This window comes from Stenotrophomonas sp. TWI1409 (assembly GCF_039673015.1).
Classification (GTDB): domain Bacteria; phylum Pseudomonadota; class Gammaproteobacteria; order Xanthomonadales; family Xanthomonadaceae; genus Stenotrophomonas; species Stenotrophomonas maltophilia_A.
Genome location: NZ_JBDJKU010000081.1, coordinates 1 through 15,778, shown reverse-complemented (window position 1 = coordinate 15,778; position 15,778 = coordinate 1). Strand labels below are relative to the sequence as shown.

The 15,778-nt window shown below is 66.8% G+C and carries 12 protein-coding genes; 7 read left to right on the top strand and 5 right to left on the bottom strand.

Features of this window, described 5'->3' with window-relative positions:
* Positions 1-160 precede the first annotated feature (160 nt).
* On the top strand, positions 161-2,158 hold the full coding sequence (tkt, locus tag ABE423_RS18600; protein ID WP_049461813.1) for a transketolase: 1,998 nt from the start codon (positions 161-163) through the stop codon (positions 2,156-2,158).
* 126 nt (positions 2,159-2,284) lie between these two features.
* Here tkt and ABE423_RS18595 read toward each other — a convergent pair whose 3' ends face one another.
* Together ABE423_RS18595 and ABE423_RS18590 are read right to left on the bottom strand one after the other, a co-directional pair.
* A complete protein-coding gene (locus tag ABE423_RS18595; protein WP_180838619.1) occupies positions 2,285-4,237 on the bottom strand; it encodes an acetyl-CoA hydrolase/transferase C-terminal domain-containing protein in 1,953 nt (650 codons plus the stop codon).
* A gap of 34 nt (positions 4,238-4,271) precedes the next feature.
* Complete coding sequence (locus ABE423_RS18590) at positions 4,272-4,829, bottom strand: flavin reductase family protein (protein ID WP_346487106.1); 558 nt, start codon at positions 4,827-4,829, stop codon at positions 4,272-4,274.
* A 118-nt stretch (positions 4,830-4,947) separates the two neighbouring features.
* On the opposite strand from ABE423_RS18590, the gene ABE423_RS18585 reads away from it, so the two are divergent.
* Genes ABE423_RS18585 through ABE423_RS18575 form a run of 3 tightly spaced genes read left to right on the top strand, consistent with a single transcriptional unit; the run spans position 4,948 to position 7,068 of the window.
* A complete protein-coding gene (locus ABE423_RS18585) occupies positions 4,948-5,313 on the top strand; it encodes a BlaI/MecI/CopY family transcriptional regulator (protein ID WP_014648244.1) in 366 nt (121 codons plus the stop codon).
* Complete coding sequence (locus ABE423_RS18580) at positions 5,306-6,508, top strand: TonB family protein (protein ID WP_346487104.1); 1,203 nt, start codon at positions 5,306-5,308, stop codon at positions 6,506-6,508. Before ABE423_RS18585 ends, ABE423_RS18580 begins: the two co-directional genes overlap by 8 nt.
* Positions 6,505-7,068, top strand: coding sequence for a hypothetical protein (locus ABE423_RS18575; protein WP_293797386.1), 564 nt, complete (start codon positions 6,505-6,507; stop codon positions 7,066-7,068). Before ABE423_RS18580 ends, ABE423_RS18575 begins: the two co-directional genes overlap by 4 nt.
* A 57-nt stretch (positions 7,069-7,125) precedes the next feature.
* Here ABE423_RS18575 and ABE423_RS18570 read toward each other — a convergent pair whose 3' ends face one another.
* The 3 genes from ABE423_RS18570 to ABE423_RS18560 form a co-directional block, all read right to left on the bottom strand.
* The gene (locus ABE423_RS18570; protein ID WP_285301629.1) at positions 7,126-7,926 is read right to left on the bottom strand and encodes an MBL fold metallo-hydrolase; all 801 of its coding nucleotides are present in this window, start codon (positions 7,924-7,926) and stop codon (positions 7,126-7,128) included.
* Positions 7,927-7,937: 11 nt separating this feature from the next.
* The gene (locus ABE423_RS18565; protein ID WP_197616825.1) at positions 7,938-8,756 is read right to left on the bottom strand and encodes a S1/P1 nuclease; all 819 of its coding nucleotides are present in this window, start codon (positions 8,754-8,756) and stop codon (positions 7,938-7,940) included.
* A gap of 566 nt (positions 8,757-9,322) precedes the next feature.
* A complete protein-coding gene (locus ABE423_RS18560) occupies positions 9,323-9,952 on the bottom strand; it encodes an OmpW family outer membrane protein (protein WP_019338734.1) in 630 nt (209 codons plus the stop codon).
* A 193-nt stretch (positions 9,953-10,145) separates the two neighbouring features.
* On the opposite strand from ABE423_RS18560, the gene gap reads away from it, so the two are divergent.
* The 3 genes from gap (at position 10,146) to ABE423_RS18545 (ending at position 15,324) form a co-directional block, all read left to right on the top strand.
* The gene (gap, locus tag ABE423_RS18555; protein WP_032127866.1) at positions 10,146-11,150 is read left to right on the top strand and encodes a type I glyceraldehyde-3-phosphate dehydrogenase; all 1,005 of its coding nucleotides are present in this window, start codon (positions 10,146-10,148) and stop codon (positions 11,148-11,150) included.
* A 125-nt stretch (positions 11,151-11,275) separates the two neighbouring features.
* On the top strand, positions 11,276-13,951 hold the full coding sequence (locus ABE423_RS18550) for a DUF2339 domain-containing protein (RefSeq protein ID WP_346487100.1): 2,676 nt from the start codon (positions 11,276-11,278) through the stop codon (positions 13,949-13,951).
* Positions 13,948-15,324, top strand: coding sequence for a DUF3999 domain-containing protein (locus tag ABE423_RS18545; protein ID WP_346487098.1), 1,377 nt, complete (start codon positions 13,948-13,950; stop codon positions 15,322-15,324). Before ABE423_RS18550 ends, ABE423_RS18545 begins: the two co-directional genes overlap by 4 nt.
* Positions 15,325-15,778: the final 454 nt, after the last annotated feature.

Sequence of the window (15,778 nt, the reverse complement as noted above, 5' to 3'; positions counted from 1 at the left end):
CGCGACGGTTTCTTTTATTTATTTTATTTATTTTTTTTTGTCCCCCCCGCCCGCCCCCCCCCCCCCACGACCGGGCAAGGTGAACCGACCCCCCGCCCGGCGACTATGGGACAATAGGCCGCCCGCACGTCCGCGGCCGCCTCCCGATTCCGACAGAACCATGACGCAGCCTACCCGTCGCCAGTTGGCCAACGCCATCCGCTTCCTTGCCGCCGATGCGGTTGAAACCGCAAAGTCCGGCCACCCCGGCATGCCCATGGGCATGGCCGACATCGCCGAAGTCCTCTGGAACGACTATCTCCGCCATAACCCGAGCAACCCGCACTGGTTCAACCGCGACCGTTTCGTGCTGTCCAACGGCCACGGTTCGATGCTGCAGTACGCGCTGCTGCACCTGAGCGGTTACGACCTGCCGATCGAGCAGCTGAAGCTGTTCCGCCAGCTGGGCAGCCACACCGCCGGCCACCCGGAACGCCACGAGACCCCGGGCGTGGAAACCACCACCGGCCCGCTGGGCCAGGGTTTCGCCAATGCCGTGGGCTTCGCCCTGGCCGAGAAGCTGCTGGCACAGCGCTTCAACCGCCCGGAACTGGAAGTGGTCGACCACCGCACCTGGGTGTTCATGGGCGATGGCTGCCTGATGGAAGGCGTGTCGCATGAAGCGGCGTCGCTGGCCGGCACCTGGGGCCTGCACAAGCTGGTCTGCTTCTGGGACAACAACCACATCTCCATCGACGGCAACGTCGAGGGCTGGTTCACCGACAATACCCCGGAGCGTTTCGAGGCCTATGGCTGGAACGTCGTGCGCGATGTCGATGGCCACGACCCGGAAAGCATCAAGGCCGGCATCGAGGCCGCGCTGTCGCAGAGCGACAAGCCGACCCTGATCTGCTGCCGCACCACCATTGGTTTCGGTTCGCCGAACAAGGCGGGCAAGGAATCCAGCCACGGCGCTCCGCTGGGCAAGGACGAGCTGGAAGCCACCCGCAAGCAGCTGGGCTGGGAATACGGTCCGTTCGAGATCCCGCAGGCGATCTACGACGGCTGGCGCGCCAATGGCGCTGGCACCCTGCGCCAGGCCGAGTGGGAACAGCTGTTCGACAAGTACGCCAGCCAGTACCCGGCTGAAGCGTCCGAGCTGACCCGCCGTTCGCACGGCGAGCTGCCGGCCGACTTCGTTGCCAAGGCCGATGCCTACATCGCCCAGGTGGCCGCTGAAGGCCCGACGATCGCTTCGCGCAAGGCCTCGCAGCTGGCCATCGAAGCCTACGCCCCGCTGCTGCCGGAAATCGTCGGCGGCTCGGCCGACCTGGCGCACTCCAACCTGACCCTGTGGAAGGGCAGCAAGTCGGTTGCCAGCGACGACGCCAACGCCAACTACGTGTACTACGGCGTGCGCGAGTTCGGCATGACCGCCATTGCCAACGGCCTGGCCCTGCACGGCGGCTTCATTCCGTTCGACGCCACCTTCCTGGTGTTCAGCGATTACGCCCGCAACGGCGTGCGCATGAGCGCGCTGATCCCGGCCCACGCCATCCACGTCTACACCCACGACTCTATCGGCCTGGGCGAAGACGGCCCGACCCACCAGCCGGTGGAGCACCTGGCCTCGCTGCGCTACATCCCGAACAACGACGTGTGGCGTCCGTGCGATGCGGTCGAGTCGGCTGTGAGCTGGAAGGCTGCGATCACCCGTCAGGATGGCCCGAGCTGCCTGGTGTTCAGCCGCCAGAACCTGCCGCACCAGCCGCGCGACGCCGAGCAGATCGCCCAGATCGAGCGCGGTGGCTACGTGCTGGCCGATGCCGCCGGTACCCCGGACGTGATCCTGATCGCCACCGGTTCAGAAGTTTCGCTGGCGACCGAAGCCAAGGCCCAGCTGGATGCGGCCGGCCTCAAGACCCGCGTGGTCTCGATGCCGTCCACCGACGTGTTCCTGCGCCAGGATGCGGCCTACCGTGAATCGGTGCTGCCGAACGCCGTGCGCAAACGCGTTGCGGTGGAAGCCGGCGTCACCGGTTTCTGGCGCCAGTTCGTCGGCCTGGACGGTGCGGTGATTGGTATCGACACCTTCGGTGCCTCGGCCCCGGCCGACCAGCTGTACAAGCACTTCGGCATCACCACCGCCCACGTGGTGGAAGCGGCCAAGGCGCTGTAAGCAGCCTCGCGAAGCAGGAAGGGAAAGGCCGGCGCACGCCGGCCTTTTCTTTGCTCGAGAGAAAAGGGGACGGAGGGGATCAAGTCGTTTGTGGCCAAAAGACATTATACCCACCGTACCGTTTTTTCAGGCGGTACGCGCCAGCGCCAGCCGCAGCAGTCGCGCGTCCAGGCGTTCGGCGAAATCCTTGGGTGCCTGCAGGCCCATGCGCTGCAGGTACACCGCATCGCCGTCGCCAGCCGGTTGCCGCAGCGCTGCCCAGACGGTACGCAGTTTGTCGCCGCGGGTCTGCGTGTTGGCCTTCAGCCAGCCCAGCGCTTTCACCAGCACCTGCTCGATCTCGTTGAAGTCGCTGCCCAACGGATAGTCGGGCAGGCTGCCATCGACGCGGAACGGTGCCAGTGCCGCGGACAGTGCCTGCGGCGTGTTGCGCTGCTGGCGCTCCGGATCCGGTTGCGTGGCCGCCAGCAGCTTGCGCGAGGCGTGTGCCTGCTGCAGCAGGCCGCCCTGGAACGGGGCCTCGGTGATTGCGGTCATCGCATGCACGCAGTCCTCGTCGGTCAGGCCGCGCAGGTCGGCGATGCCGTATTCGTTGAGGTAGATGTCGCGCAGGTGGCGTGGGATGGTGGTGTGCCCGTAGTTCCAGCGCACGTTGGATTCGCGCTGGCCCTTGTCATCGCGCGCGGCGCGGAACATCAAGACGCTGCGGGCTTCCGGCAGCGCATGTGCCATCGCCACGAAGTTGTACTGACCACCCACGCCGGACACCACACGTCCATCATCCAGCGCATCCGACACCGCCGCGCCCAGCGCGGTGGCCATCATGCAGGAGTTGAAGAAGCGCGCGTGCCGGCGCTGCAGGCGTTCCAGTGTCTCGTTGCCACCGTACAGCTGGTTGATCTCGCTGATGCGGCGCATGCCGATCGCACGGCATTCGTCTTCCGGCAGCGTGCGCAACCACTCGTAGAACTCCGGCGAGCCCAGGTAGAAGGCGCCATGCAGATACTCGCCCTCGGCAGCCAGGGTGGCGTGGTCGATGGACAGGGTGCTGCCGTTCTCGATGCGCTGCATCAGCGCCAGATCGTCGTGCACCTTGCGCTTGATCACGCCGGTCTGCACCAGCCGGCGGAAGCCCTCGTTGAGCATTTCGCTGCAGCCATACAGGCCGACCTCGAACGGATCCAGTCCGCCGATTTCCTGCACCAGCGGGTGGCTGGCCAGCTGCGGATCCAGCGCATGCAGCACGCGCCGGTAGCGCGCGTTGTCGGTGTGGCGCAGCACCAGCGCATGGCTGAGCGCGTCGGCCAGCGTGCCGATGCCGATCTGCAGGGTGCCGCCGTCGCGCACCAGCGTGCTGGCATACAGGCCGATCGCGTAGTCGGCATCGCCGACCGGCTGCCGCGGCAGCCCGAACAGCGCCGGATACGGCGGCGGCGGGGTGATCACCAGATCGAAGAACGACACATCGACCGTAGCCGAGCCGCCCATATAGGGCAGCTGCGGATCGATCTCGGCGATCAGCAGCGGGCGAGGCAGCCCGCGAGCGGTCATCGCATCCAGCGTGTCCTGGGTGATGTCGTTGTTGCACGACAGCGAGAGCCGGCGGTCGTTCGGCCGCATCGCCACCTTCTGCACGATCACCTGCGGCGCGCGCTGCGCCACCGCATCGGCAGCGTGGGTGTAGTTCAGGCTGGTATAGCTGGACTGCGCCTGCCGCGAGCCGAGCAGGGCGCCGGACTGCATGTAGAACTCTTCCACCTGCACATGTGCCGGCAACGCGTCGCGCGTGATCGCATCGGCATAGGCCAGGCGCGGGAAATCGTCGCCGAAATGGCGCTGCGCAAACGGCGCCATGAAGCGCGCTTCCAGGCCGTTGCCGCGCGCCTTCGGCGGGTTCAGCGACAGCGCGGTATACAGCTGCAGTGGCCGCGACGGATCGTGCTCGACGCGTGCGTAAAGGGCATTGAGCAGCCGATGCGGCTTGCCCAGTGCCAGCGGTGCCCCGATCCGCAGCGGCCCGTCCACGCGCGCGAACAACCAATCGACGGCGGCGTCCAGGTCGGTGAGGTGTTCGGTCATGCGCGGCGGTCCTGCGTGTGGGGGAGTGCGGGCATTACAGCATGTCGGGCTTGAACCGCCGTCGACGCGAGACTTCGGCGCCAGACACCATGAACTGCCCATCGCCCCGGTAATGCACCGTGCGCGGCAGCTTTGGGCGTGGTGCAACATGGGCCCGCACGATTTCCCAGATGAACAGGTTGCTCGATTCCACTTGGCTATCGTCGTAGAGGCGGCATTCGAAGCACGAATGGCATTGCCCGACCAGCGGTGCACCGACCTCGTGCGCCGGCAGCGCATCAAGCTCGAAACGGGCGAATTTGTCGACCTCGCGGCCGCTGCAGTTGCCGATGTCCACCACGGTATCGAGCAGTTCCACCCCCGGCACATTGATCACGCACTCGCCGCTGCCACGCGCCAGCGCATGGCTGTGGTTTGCGTCCCACAGGTAGGTGGCGACCAGCGAGGGCGAGAAGCCCATCACCATGTGCCAGCCCATCGTCATCAGGTTGCGCTGGCCGCGCCAGGCGGTGCTGACCAGCACGATCGGCCCGGGTTCGAGAAAGCGGCGGGCCTGCTCGACCGGGAATTCCTTCTTGGGCAGCGCTTTCATCCGGGGCCTGGGGCGGGAGGAATCGATGCTGGCGCAGCCGGGATGAACCTGGAGTCGAGGGGCTTGACAGACGATTCGATTACGCGCGTAATCGGGTTATCGATTACGGATGTAAACCATGACCCCGATCAGCGAAGCCGAAGCCGTTGTGATGGAGGTGCTATGGCAGCAGGCACCGCGTAGCGCCGATGACGTGGTCGCCGCACTGGCGCACCGTGACTGGGCCGAGCCGACCATCAAGACCCTGCTCAACCGCCTGCTGACCAAGGGCGCGATTACTGCCGAGCGCGATGGCCGGCGCTACCTGTACCGGCCGCTGCTGCAGCGGCAGGCCTGGGTGGAGGCGCAGAGCCAGGACTTCATTGGTCGTGTCTTCGAAGGGCGCGTTGCGCCGTTGGTTGCGCACTTCAGCGAACGCGGCCAGTTGAGTGCGCAGGACATCGCCGAACTGAAGAAACTGATCCAGGAGCTGGACCATGACTGAGCTGCTTGATGTGCTGTGGCAGGCCAGCCTGTGGCTGGCGGTGGGCGTGGTCGTGCTGGCGGTGCTGCGGCCGCTGCTGGTGCGATTGGGGGGCGCTGGTCTGGCCTACCGCAGCTGGTGGTTGCTGCCGTTGCTGCTGCTGGCACTGATGCTGCCGTTGCCGCAGGTGGCACTTCTGGAGCATGTGCCGACGCTGCCGCTGAAAGTGGTACCCGGCGCCGTCGAAGGCATGGCAGGGCAGTCGTTGCCGTGGGCCGGGCTGTTGCTGCTGGCATGGATGCTGGGGGCGGTCCTTTGTCTGCTACGCGATCTACGTGCGCAGCGGCGCTTTGAACGTGGCATGGGCCAACTGTGTGCACGCGCCGATGGCAGCTGGCAGGCCAGCGCCGACCCGGGCCTGCCCGCGCTGGTCGGCCTGTGGCGTCCGCGCATCGTGGTAGGCCCGGACTTCGACCAGCAGTTCACCGCACAGGAGCAGGGCCTGATCCTGCAGCACGAGCGCAGCCACCGTCGCAATGGCGATCACTGGGCCAATGGGGCGCTGCTGATGGCACGCGCGGTGTTCTGGTTCCATCCGCTTCTGCCATGGGCTGCACGCCGCTTCCTGCGGGACCAGGAACTGGCCTGCGATGCCCGCACCATTGCCCCGCAGCCTGCGCTGCGCGGTCTCTACGCCAGCACGCTGCTGAAGGCGCAGCTGGTCCATCCGGTTGCGCCAGCGGTCTGCCATTGGCGCAGCCAACCCGTGTTGAAGGAGCGTATCGCCATGTTGAAGCAGTCCAAGCGGAAGGCATTGCCGTGGGTGTCGGGGCAAGTTCTGGTGGTCGGGTTGTGTCTGGGAATGGGAGCGGTGGCGTGGGCCAGCCAGGGCGGTGCAGCCGCAGACGGCCAGACAGGGGCCGCCATGGATCGGGAGATAGAGGTCGACAAGATGCCGCCACCGTCCTATCCGAAGTCCGCCATCGAACAGCGCCAGGTGGGCGTGGTGAACCTGCGCGTGGACGTGGATGCCAACGGCCATCCGACTGACGTCCAGGTGCTCAGTGCAAGCAATCCGGGTGTGTTCGATGCGGTGTCGATCGCCGCTGCGCGGAGCTGGACCTATCGTCCGGCGATGAAGAACGGAAAGCCCGTTGCAGGGGCTGTGAAGATTCCGATCACCTATGCCATGGACAACACCGAGGACTCCCAGTGAAGTCCGCGCCGCTGTTGATGATGGCGGCGCTGTTGGCAGGGTGCGCGACCCAGGATCGCCTGACCACCGTTGATACCCGCAGCGAGAATGTCGGCCATCAGCGCCTGCAGCCGCAGACCGGTGGCGACAGTGGGCAGCTGCAGGCCTATTCGCTGGGCGCGAGCGAGGGCTACCGGATGCCGCAGTTGTACGCGGCGCCGGATCCGGAGGTCGGTGATCGTGACCCGCGTGCGGAGCTGGCACCGACCACCATCTGCCTGCAGGTGGTGGTTGATGCACAGGGCAGTGTCGAACGCAGCGTGCCGCTGACCGATCGCCCTGAGTGCGCGGCAGGTGCTGCAGGCGAGAATGCGCCCCTGCTGCAGGCGGCGCAGGAAGCCGTGGCGATGTGGAAGTACTCGTCCGCAGCGGTCTGCCACTTCGCGGCTGGCAAGATGCCTGCCGACCGTGGCGACTGTCGCGGCGCCGAGCGCGTCGAGCCGGTGGCGGTCACCCTGCAGTATGCCTTCACCTTCGAGATCGTGAAGGGACAGCACGTGGTGCGTACGCAGGGAAAATGACCGCTTGCGATGACCGGGGCAGCGCCGGGCCATGCCCGGCGAGCGCAGCGGCGTGGATCAGGCCCCGCCCTGGATGTTGGCCTTCACCGCGGGCTGCATCAGCTTGGGTTCTTCCAGCGTCGCATCGCGTGCCTGGCGTACGCTGACGAACTCCGCCTCGGCCACGCCGTCATGCACGTGGATGTTGTGTGCGCGCTGTTCGCCGATGGTGGTTTCGTTGGCGAATGCACGACCACCCGGACCGTAGTCGTGGCAGACGAACACGCGCGTCGCATCGGGCAGCGCCAGCAGGCGCTGGATCGAACGGTACAACTGCGCGGCATCGCCACCCGGGAAGTCGCAGCGGGCGGTACCGCCGTCGGGCATGAACAGCGAGTCACCGGTGAACAGCGCATCGTCGATCAGGTAGGCGATGCTGTCGCTGGTATGGCCGGGCACGGCGATCACCTGACAGCGCAGTTCGCCCAGAGCAAAGGTTTCGCCATCGCTGAACAGGTGATCGAAGATGTCATCGGCCGCAGGAAGCTGCAGGCCGTAGCGCGGTGCGAAGGTGGCCTGCACCGCGCGGATGCCTTCGCCGATGGCCAGCGTGGCCTGCGGGAAACGCTCCTTCAGGCGGCGCCCAGCTGACACATGGTCGGCGTGGGCGTGGGTTTCCAGCAGCCAGCGCAGCTGCAGGTCCTGTTGTTCGATGGCCTGCAACGCGGCATGCAGCGGCGCTTCACTGCTGGCGTCGGTATCCGGGTCGTAGTCCAGGACCGGGTCGATCAGCGCTGCCTCGCCGCTGGCCGGGTCGCTGACCAGATAGCTGAAGGTGTTGCTGTCACGGTGGAAGAACGACTGCACCTGGACCGGCATCGGAACTCTCCTCAGCGCGTGCCGAGCACGCGGTTCAGCAACTGCGCCAGGTTCTCACCGGCCAGTCGCAGCTGCGCTTCGGCCAGCGGCCGGTAGCGCTCGGTGTATTCGTCACCGATTTTACGCGAGGCCGGATAAACGCCAGCTTGCATGGAGATGCGGCAGCTGGCTTCGGCCCACGTCTGCGGGTCGCGCTGCGGGTTGGACTGGCGCGCCAGCTTCGGCGCGCGCTGGCTCTGCAGCAGCGGGAGATAGCCGGCGTCGTCCAGCTTGCGGGTGTTGAGCATGCCGCTGTCCCACAGCGAGTGTAGGTTGGTACCGCGGTTGCCGAACTGCAGCTGGAAGTCGTTGCCGCCCTTGTCGTGGGCGTAACCGGCATGCATCGGCTGATGGATGTCGCCGACCAGGTGCACGACGAACTTCAGCGCCTGCAGGCGCTCGCCGTCGGTCAGGCTTCGGTCGCCGAGGATGGCGCTCTGTGCCTTCAGGGCCTCGACGATGCAGTTGCCGTTCTTGCAGTGCTTCGGTGCTTCGTAGTGGCAGTTGTCTTCGGCGATGTTGACGTAGTGCCAGCCGGCCGAGCGACGGCCCAGGCCCGGGTCTTTGGCGCGCAGCTGGTCGGCCCACGGCGCGATGCTGGCCAGCGTGGCATCCGGTTCGGTGGCCAGCAGGCGGTCCACTTCGGCGCGGGCGGTGGGGTTGAGGCGGGCGTCGGCGACTTCGGCGACCAGACGGTGGCCTTGCGCGCCCCAGGCATGGGCGGGGGCGGAGACGGACAGCAGGGCCGGCGCCAGGGCGGCGGCGAGGAAGAAGGAGTGCAGGGCTTTCATGCGCACATTCTAGCGGGGGCAGGTGGATTGAAGAGCGGCGCGTTCCTGTTCCGAAGTGGGAGCGCAGCGGGAGGGGCGGCGGGACACGCCGTAAACCCATCCATGGGGGCTCGATGGCGCCATCCATGGCACCAACGGTCCCGCCGCCCCTCCCGCTGCGCTCCCCTCCAAACATGGCCGCGGAGGCGGATGCAAACGTCAAAGGCAACATCAAAAACAAATGCAGGATCAAAATCGGCCTCCTGCAATTACAGGCAACCACTACGCCTCGGATGTTCAGGTTCTGCTTCTGCTCTTGCCTTTGCTTGAGCTGGCACGCGCGGGAAGTTGGGATGGGTGGAGTGGGGGGGGTGATCGGGACCGTTCGCCGCATGGATGCGGCGATCGAGCCTACAGGGACGTATTTACGGCGTGTCCCGATCACCCCACCCTCTCCGCCCAATTCCAGATGCCGGTGCTTTTCGCGCAAACAAAAAAAGCCCCGGCAATCACCGGGGCAACATGCTGCGAGGGTTTTGCGTGTAGCGGGGGAGCGGGGGCGAAGCCCCCGCGCTCAACACACCGCTTTAGAACTTGAAGACGTACGAAGCGCCGTAGACCAGCGGATCGATGTTGACCGTGCCGATCTTCTCGCCATTCAACTTCACCTTGCTGTCGATGTCGATCCAGCGCATGTCCACGCGCAGTGCGCCCTTCTCGCCGATCGCGAAGTCCACGCCCGCATGCGCGGCCAGGCCCCACGAATCCTGCAGCTTCAGGCGGCTGTCCTTCAGCGCACCGGTGGTGTCTTCGCTGAAGAAGGTCGTGTAGTTCACGCCCGCACCGATGAACGGCGACACCTTGCCCTTGCTGTTGAAGTGGTACTGCACGGTCACCACCGGCGGCAGCTGCTTGGTGCTGCCCACGCGGCCCAGGCCGTTGATGTTGATGTCGTGCTTGAACGGCAGCGCGGCCAGAACTTCGATGCCCAGGTTGTCAGCGATGAAGTACTCACCGGTGATGGTCGGCTTGACGTCGTTGTCGACGTCGACCTTCAGGGTGTGGTTGGCCAGCCAGCCGTTGTTCGACTTCGGGGCCACCTGGTGCACGCCGGCGGAGAGGGTCCAGTCGCCCTTGGACTGGGCCATGGCCGGGGCGGCGGCGAGGGACAGGGCGGCGGCCAGGCTGGCCACGATCAGGGGGGAGGTCTTGCGCATGGGGGTGATCTCATTGCTGGGTGGATGCAGCCAGTCTCGGCCTCACATCGCGCTAACGCTTTGATCCGGATCAAATCCTGTCCGCCGGCCTGCTGCCTGCCGGGGCTGGCCGGCGGTGGCCAGCCCCGGTTTGCTAGACTTGTGGGCCCTATCCATCCCGCCGCACCCGTCGCGGCCGCAGGAGCTTGAGAACATGGCAATCAAGGTTGGTATCAACGGTTTCGGTCGCATCGGGCGTAACGTCCTGCGCTCGGCGGTGCTGAACTTCGGCGACGACATCGAAATCGTGGCCATCAACGATCTGCTGGAGCCGGACTATCTGGCGTACATGCTCAAGTACGACTCCGTGCACGGCCGTTTCAAGGCTGACGTGGCGGTGCAGGGCAACGACCTGCTGGTCAACGGCAAGAAGATCCGCCTGACCCAGGAACGCGACCCGGCCAACCTGAAGTGGAACGAAGTGGACGTGGACGTGGTGATCGAATCCACCGGCCTGTTCCTGACCAAGGAAACCGCGCAGAAGCACATCGATGCCGGCGCCAAGAAGGTCATCATGTCGGCCCCGTCGAAGGACGACACGCCGATGTTCGTCTACGGCGTGAACGACAAGACCTACGCCGGCCAGGCAATCGTCTCCAACGCGTCGTGCACCACCAACTGCCTGGCCCCGCTGGCCAAGGTCATCAACGACAAGTGGGGCATCAAGCGTGGCCTGATGACCACCGTGCATGCGGCTACCGCTACCCAGAAGACCGTCGATGGCCCGTCCAACAAGGATTGGCGTGGTGGCCGCGGCATCCTGGAGAACATCATTCCGTCGTCCACCGGTGCGGCCAAGGCCGTCGGCGTGGTCATCCCGGAACTGAACAAGAAGCTGACCGGCATGAGCTTCCGTGTCCCGACCTCGGACGTGTCGGTGGTCGACCTGACCGTCGAGCTGGAAAAGGAAGCCACCTACGCCGAGATCTGCGCGGAAGTGAAGGCACAGAGCGAAGGCCCGCTGAAGGGCATCCTGGGCTACACCGAAGACAAGGTCGTGGCCACCGATTTCCGCGGCGAGACCTGCACCTCGGTGTTCGACGCCGAAGCCGGCATCGCCCTGGACGGCACCTTCGTCAAGCTGGTCACCTGGTACGACAACGAGTGGGGCTACTCGAACAAGTGCCTGGAAATGGCCAAGGTCGTCGCCGCCAAGTAAGGCCGGCCAAGATCGCGCACGGACCCCGGCCTGGCCGGGGTTCGTCGTTTATGGGGCCAGCCCTGTCGTAGCATGGGGCGGTCGACCGCTGCCGCTGGGGCGCGGGATTGCAATGGAAGCATGCAATGGAAGCATTGATAGCCCTGGTGGTACTGGTTCTGCTGGCCATCCCGCTGCTGCTGGTGGTGGCGCTGGTGATGATTGCCGGCCTGCGCCGCCGAGTGGCCGCGCTGGAAGGTGCCTTGGCCGCCGCGCCGGCCGCCCGCCCGGCTGCAGCCGAGCCTGCGCCGGAACGGGCTGCGCCCATGCCTGCGGCTGGCGCCGATCCGCCGTTCCTGCGGCCGGTGGCGGCTGCCGCGCCGCCTCCCCCCCAGCCAATGCCGCCGCCGGTGCACGAACCGGTGCCTGCGGCAGTGGAGGCGCCGCGCCCGGTCGCACCACCGCCGGTGCCACCCGTGCCAGTGCAGCCGCCGTTGCCTTCCGAACCGACGCTGCCGAACTTCATCGAGCGCGGCATCGGAGCGGTCAAGCGCTGGTTCACCGAGGGCAACGTGCCGGTCAAGATCGGCATGCTGGTGCTGCTGGCCGGTGTTGCCGCGCTGTTGAAGTACGTCAGTGACCAGGGCTGGCTGGTGCTGCCGATCGAGCTGCGCCTGGCCGGTGTCACCGTGGGTGCGCTGGGCCTGCTGGCGTTCGGTTGGCATCAGCGCGAGCGCCGGCGCTTGTTCGCACTGGCGCTGCAGGGCGGTGCCATCGGCGTGCTGCTGCTGACCATCTTCGCCGCGTTCAAGCGGTTCGAGCTGCTCAACCCCGGGTTTGCCTTCGCCAGTTCGATCGCGCTGGTGGCCGGGCTGTGCGTGCTGGCGGTGGTGCAGAACTCGCGCACGCTGGCGGTGCTGGGCATCCTCGCAGGCTTCATGGCACCGCTGTGGCTGTCCACCGGCAGCGGCAACCACGTGGGGTTGTTCAGCTACTACGCGCTGCTCAACGCCGGCATCTTCGCCATTGCCTGGTTCCGGCCGTGGCGCGCGCTGAACCTGCTGGGCTTCGCCTTCACCTTCGGCATCGGTACGTTCTGGGGCGTGCTGCAGTACGCGCCGGACAAGTTCAGCAGCACCGAGCCGTTCCTGCTGCTGTTCTTCGCCTTCTACCTGCTGATCCCGCTGCTGTACGCACGCCGGCAGCCCGCCGGGCGGCGTGACCTGGTCGACGGCAGCCTGGTGTTCGGTACTCCCTTGGTCGCCTTCTCGCTGCAGGCCGGCATGCTGCACGAGCAGCCGATGACGCTGGCGCTGTGCGCACTGGGTCTGGCGGCGATCTACGCCGTACTGGCGCGGGCACTGATTGCGCGCGCGTCGTACACCGTGCTGGCGCAGTCGCATGCGGTGCTGGCGGTGGGCTTCGCCACGCTGGCGGTGCCGCTGGCCTTGTCGGCGCGTGCCACCGGCGCGGTGTTCGCGCTGGAAGGTGCAGGCCTGGCCTGGCTGGGCCTGCGCCAGAAACGTTGGCTGCCGCAGGTGTCCGGTGCGTTGTTGCAGATGGGCGCAGCGTTCGCTTTCGTGGCCGGTGGCGATCACTGGCATGAGGACCTGCGCTTCCTGCTCAACCCGACCGCGATCGGTGCACTGCTGCTGGCCGTTGCCGGCTTCGCGTCGGCCTGGAGCTACCAGCGCTGGCAGCGCCACGAGATTGCCCTGGTCTACTACCTGTGGGGCCTGCTGTGGTGGCTGGGTGGCCTGGTGCACGAGATCACCCGGTTCTTCCCGTACCGCACCGAAGTGGATGCACTGCTGGTGCTGGCTGCCGTTACCGCATGGCTGGCCGCCGAAGTACAGCGGCGCCAGCCGGCGCGTGCGCTGGGGGTGACCGCACTCGCGATGCTGGCGCTGGGCTTCCCACTGGCGCTGATACAGAGCGACGCGCACCATCAGCCGTTCGCCGGCTACGGTGCGCTGGCCTGGGCAGTGTTCGCGGTGCTGGGCGTGCGCACGCTGCTGTGCCTGCGCCAAGGCGGCAATACCGTGGCACGCATCGCGCAGTTCCTGTGGTGGCTGCTGTGGCCGTCGCTGCTTTCGCTGCTGGCTCTGTGGGGCGGTGGCGAGGCCGATCTGGCACAGGGCTGGACGACGCTGCTGGTGACCCTGCCGTGGCTGCTGATGGCGGCGCTGTCGCTGTGGCGCTGGAATGCGCTGCGCTGGCCGCTGGGTGAAGCGTTCGATCGCGTGCGCCAGCCGCTGCAGTGCGTGCTGTTCGGCCTGTTGTCGATCGGCTGGCTGTCCGGCCAGCTGCTGCCGGGCGATGCCGCGCCGCTGCTGTGGCTGCCGGTGTTGAATCCGGCGGAGATCGGGCAGTGGCTGAGCCTGCTGCTGCTGGCGCGTTGGCTGTACAGCGATCAGGCGCCGCAGGCGCTGTTGGGTATCCGCATGCCGCTGCTGTCATTGGCAACCTTCGTCGCGCTGACCAGCGTTGTGCTGCATGGCGTGCATCAGTGGGGCGGCCTGTCGTGGAACGCGTCGATGATGCGCTTCAGCCTGGCGCAGACCAGCCTGACCGTGCTGTGGAGCGTGCTCGGCGTGATTGCCTGGGTGTGGGGCTCGCGCCGCGGCCAGCGCGTGTTGTGGATGGTCGGTGCGGTGCTGATGGGCGTGGTGCTGGCCAAGCTGGTCATCGTCGATCGCCAGCACCTGGGCAACCTGCTGGGCATCGCATCGTTCATCGCCTACGGCCTGCTGTGCACGGTCGTGGGTTATCTGGCACCGGCACCGCCGAGCGCGGCGCCGACCGTGGAGGAAAAACAATGAAGACGTGGAGCAGGGCGCTGCTGCCGGCGATGTTCGGCATGCTGGCCGCCGTCACCGCACAGGCCGCCGATTACCGTACCCAGTACGCCGAGCAGTGGCCGCTGACGTTGTCCAGCGCACAATCGGGTGCCTACCGTGTCGTGCTGGAACCGGCGATCTACCGTCGCGCCGGTAGTGCGGACCTGGGCGATGTGCAGGTGTTCAATGCCGCCGGCCAATCGTTGCCGTCGGCATTGCTGGCGCCGGACCAGCCGCTGGCACAGCCGCCGGTGCAGCGTGAGCTGCCGTGGTTCGCGTTGCCGCCGCTGGCCGAAGCGCAGCGCAACGACCTGCAGTTGCTGACCGAGCGCGATACCGATGGCCGCGTACGCCGGGTCGAGGCGCGTGTGGGTGGTGGTGCGGTAGCGAACGGGCAGGGCGGTTGGCTGATCGATGCCAGCGTGCTCGGCCAGCAACCATTGGCGGCACTGGTGCTGGATTGGGCGGACAGTGGCCAGCCGTTGCAGGCACAGGTGCAGCTGGACGTCAGCGACGACCTGCAGCACTGGCGTGCGATTGGCCGCGACATTCCGCTGGTGGATCTGCAGCGCGCCGGCAAGCGCCTGCTGCAGCGCCGTCTGCAGGTGGATGGTGAAGCGCGCTATCTGCGCGTGCTGGCGCAGGGTGATGCCCGTCTGCCAACGCTGCGCAGCGTACTGGCCGAGCTGCCGCCGGCACCGGCCACACTGCCGTGGGAGTGGTTGTCGCTGGAACCGACCTCGATGCGCAAGGGCGAATACACCTTCGAGATGGATGGCCGCTTCCCGGCGGCGCGTGCTGACGTGGCCAGCACCGACAACAGCCTGGTGCAGTGGACATTGTTCAGCCGCGATGACGAGAGCGCGGAATGGCAGCGCCGCAGTGCGCCATGGATCGCGTACCAACTGCAGCAGGGCGCGCAGGGCCAGCGCCAGCAATCAGCGGCCCAGCCGCTGGGGGGCGTGCATCGTGACCGCTACTGGAAGCTGGTGGCGAACCCGGCGGAAACTGCGACCGCACCGACCCTGCGCTTGGGCTACCAGCCGGAAGTACTGGTGTTCCTGAGCCAGGGAGCAGCACCGTATGCACTGGCAGTGGGCAGCTCGACTGCGCGCCGGATGGAGGCGCCGATCGGTGTGCTGATCGAGGAGCTGCGGCAGCGCAATGATCCGTCGTGGCAGCCGACGCTGGCGCGCCTGGAGGGCAGCCCGGAGCCGCTGGCCGGTGAGTCGGCACTGAAGCCGCAGCACGACTGGAAGTCGTGGCTGCTGTGGGCGTTGCTGGGGCTGGGTGTGTTGGTTGTTGGCGGCCTGGCGGTCAGCCTGCTTCGGCAGAAGCCGGCGCCTTCGGCGTAGGTTCCGGCGAACGGCGCAGCCCCTCGTGGGTGGGGTTGGTCGTGCAAAGCAAAAGCAAAAGCAAAAGCCGCGCTTGGCCGGGCGGGGTAGGTTCGCGGGGGACGCCGCAAGTACGTCCTTGTAGGCTTGGCAGCCGCATCCATGCGGCTGACACCCCCGCGAACCCACCCCGCCCGGCCTCTGACAGTTTCCGTGTGCGTCCACCCACGGAAGAGAAAGAAGAAGAGCAAGAGCGGAAGCGGGTCGCTTCGCTCGACGGCCATCGGGGTCAGATCCGTTTTCCGCAGGAGAACGGATCTGACCTCTTCGTTCTTCATCCGACACCACACACTGCTTGTGCCTTTGCCATCCGCATCACCTCATGAACCTGTCGAGGCCGGGGGTTTGGGGGGGGGGGGGGGGGGGGGGGGGGGGGGGGTCGGGGGGTGGGGGGTGGGGGGGGGGGGGGGGGCGC

What these genes read in the sequence shown, in the direction of transcription:
- ABE423_RS18580 (WP_346487104.1), top strand. Translation starts at nt 5,306, where the DNA reads ATGACTGAGCTGCTTGATGTGCTGTGGCAGGCCAGCCTGTGGCTGGCG.
- ABE423_RS18550 (WP_346487100.1), top strand. Translation starts at nt 11,276, where the DNA reads ATGGAAGCATTGATAGCCCTGGTGGTACTGGTTCTGCTGGCCATCCCG.
- ABE423_RS18545 (WP_346487098.1), top strand. Translation starts at nt 13,948, where the DNA reads ATGAAGACGTGGAGCAGGGCGCTGCTGCCGGCGATGTTCGGCATGCTG.
- tkt (WP_049461813.1), top strand. Translation starts at nt 161, where the DNA reads ATGACGCAGCCTACCCGTCGCCAGTTGGCCAACGCCATCCGCTTCCTT.
- ABE423_RS18560 (WP_019338734.1), bottom strand. Translation starts at nt 9,952, where the DNA reads ATGCGCAAGACCTCCCCCCTGATCGTGGCCAGCCTGGCCGCCGCCCTG.
- ABE423_RS18595 (WP_180838619.1), bottom strand. Translation starts at nt 4,237, where the DNA reads ATGACCGAACACCTCACCGACCTGGACGCCGCCGTCGATTGGTTGTTC.
- ABE423_RS18570 (WP_285301629.1), bottom strand. Translation starts at nt 7,926, where the DNA reads ATGCCGGTCCAGGTGCAGTCGTTCTTCCACCGTGACAGCAACACCTTC.
- ABE423_RS18585 (WP_014648244.1), top strand. Translation starts at nt 4,948, where the DNA reads ATGACCCCGATCAGCGAAGCCGAAGCCGTTGTGATGGAGGTGCTATGG.
- ABE423_RS18590 (WP_346487106.1), bottom strand. Translation starts at nt 4,829, where the DNA reads ATGAAAGCGCTGCCCAAGAAGGAATTCCCGGTCGAGCAGGCCCGCCGC.
- ABE423_RS18565 (WP_197616825.1), bottom strand. Translation starts at nt 8,756, where the DNA reads ATGAAAGCCCTGCACTCCTTCTTCCTCGCCGCCGCCCTGGCGCCGGCC.
- gap (WP_032127866.1), top strand. Translation starts at nt 10,146, where the DNA reads ATGGCAATCAAGGTTGGTATCAACGGTTTCGGTCGCATCGGGCGTAAC.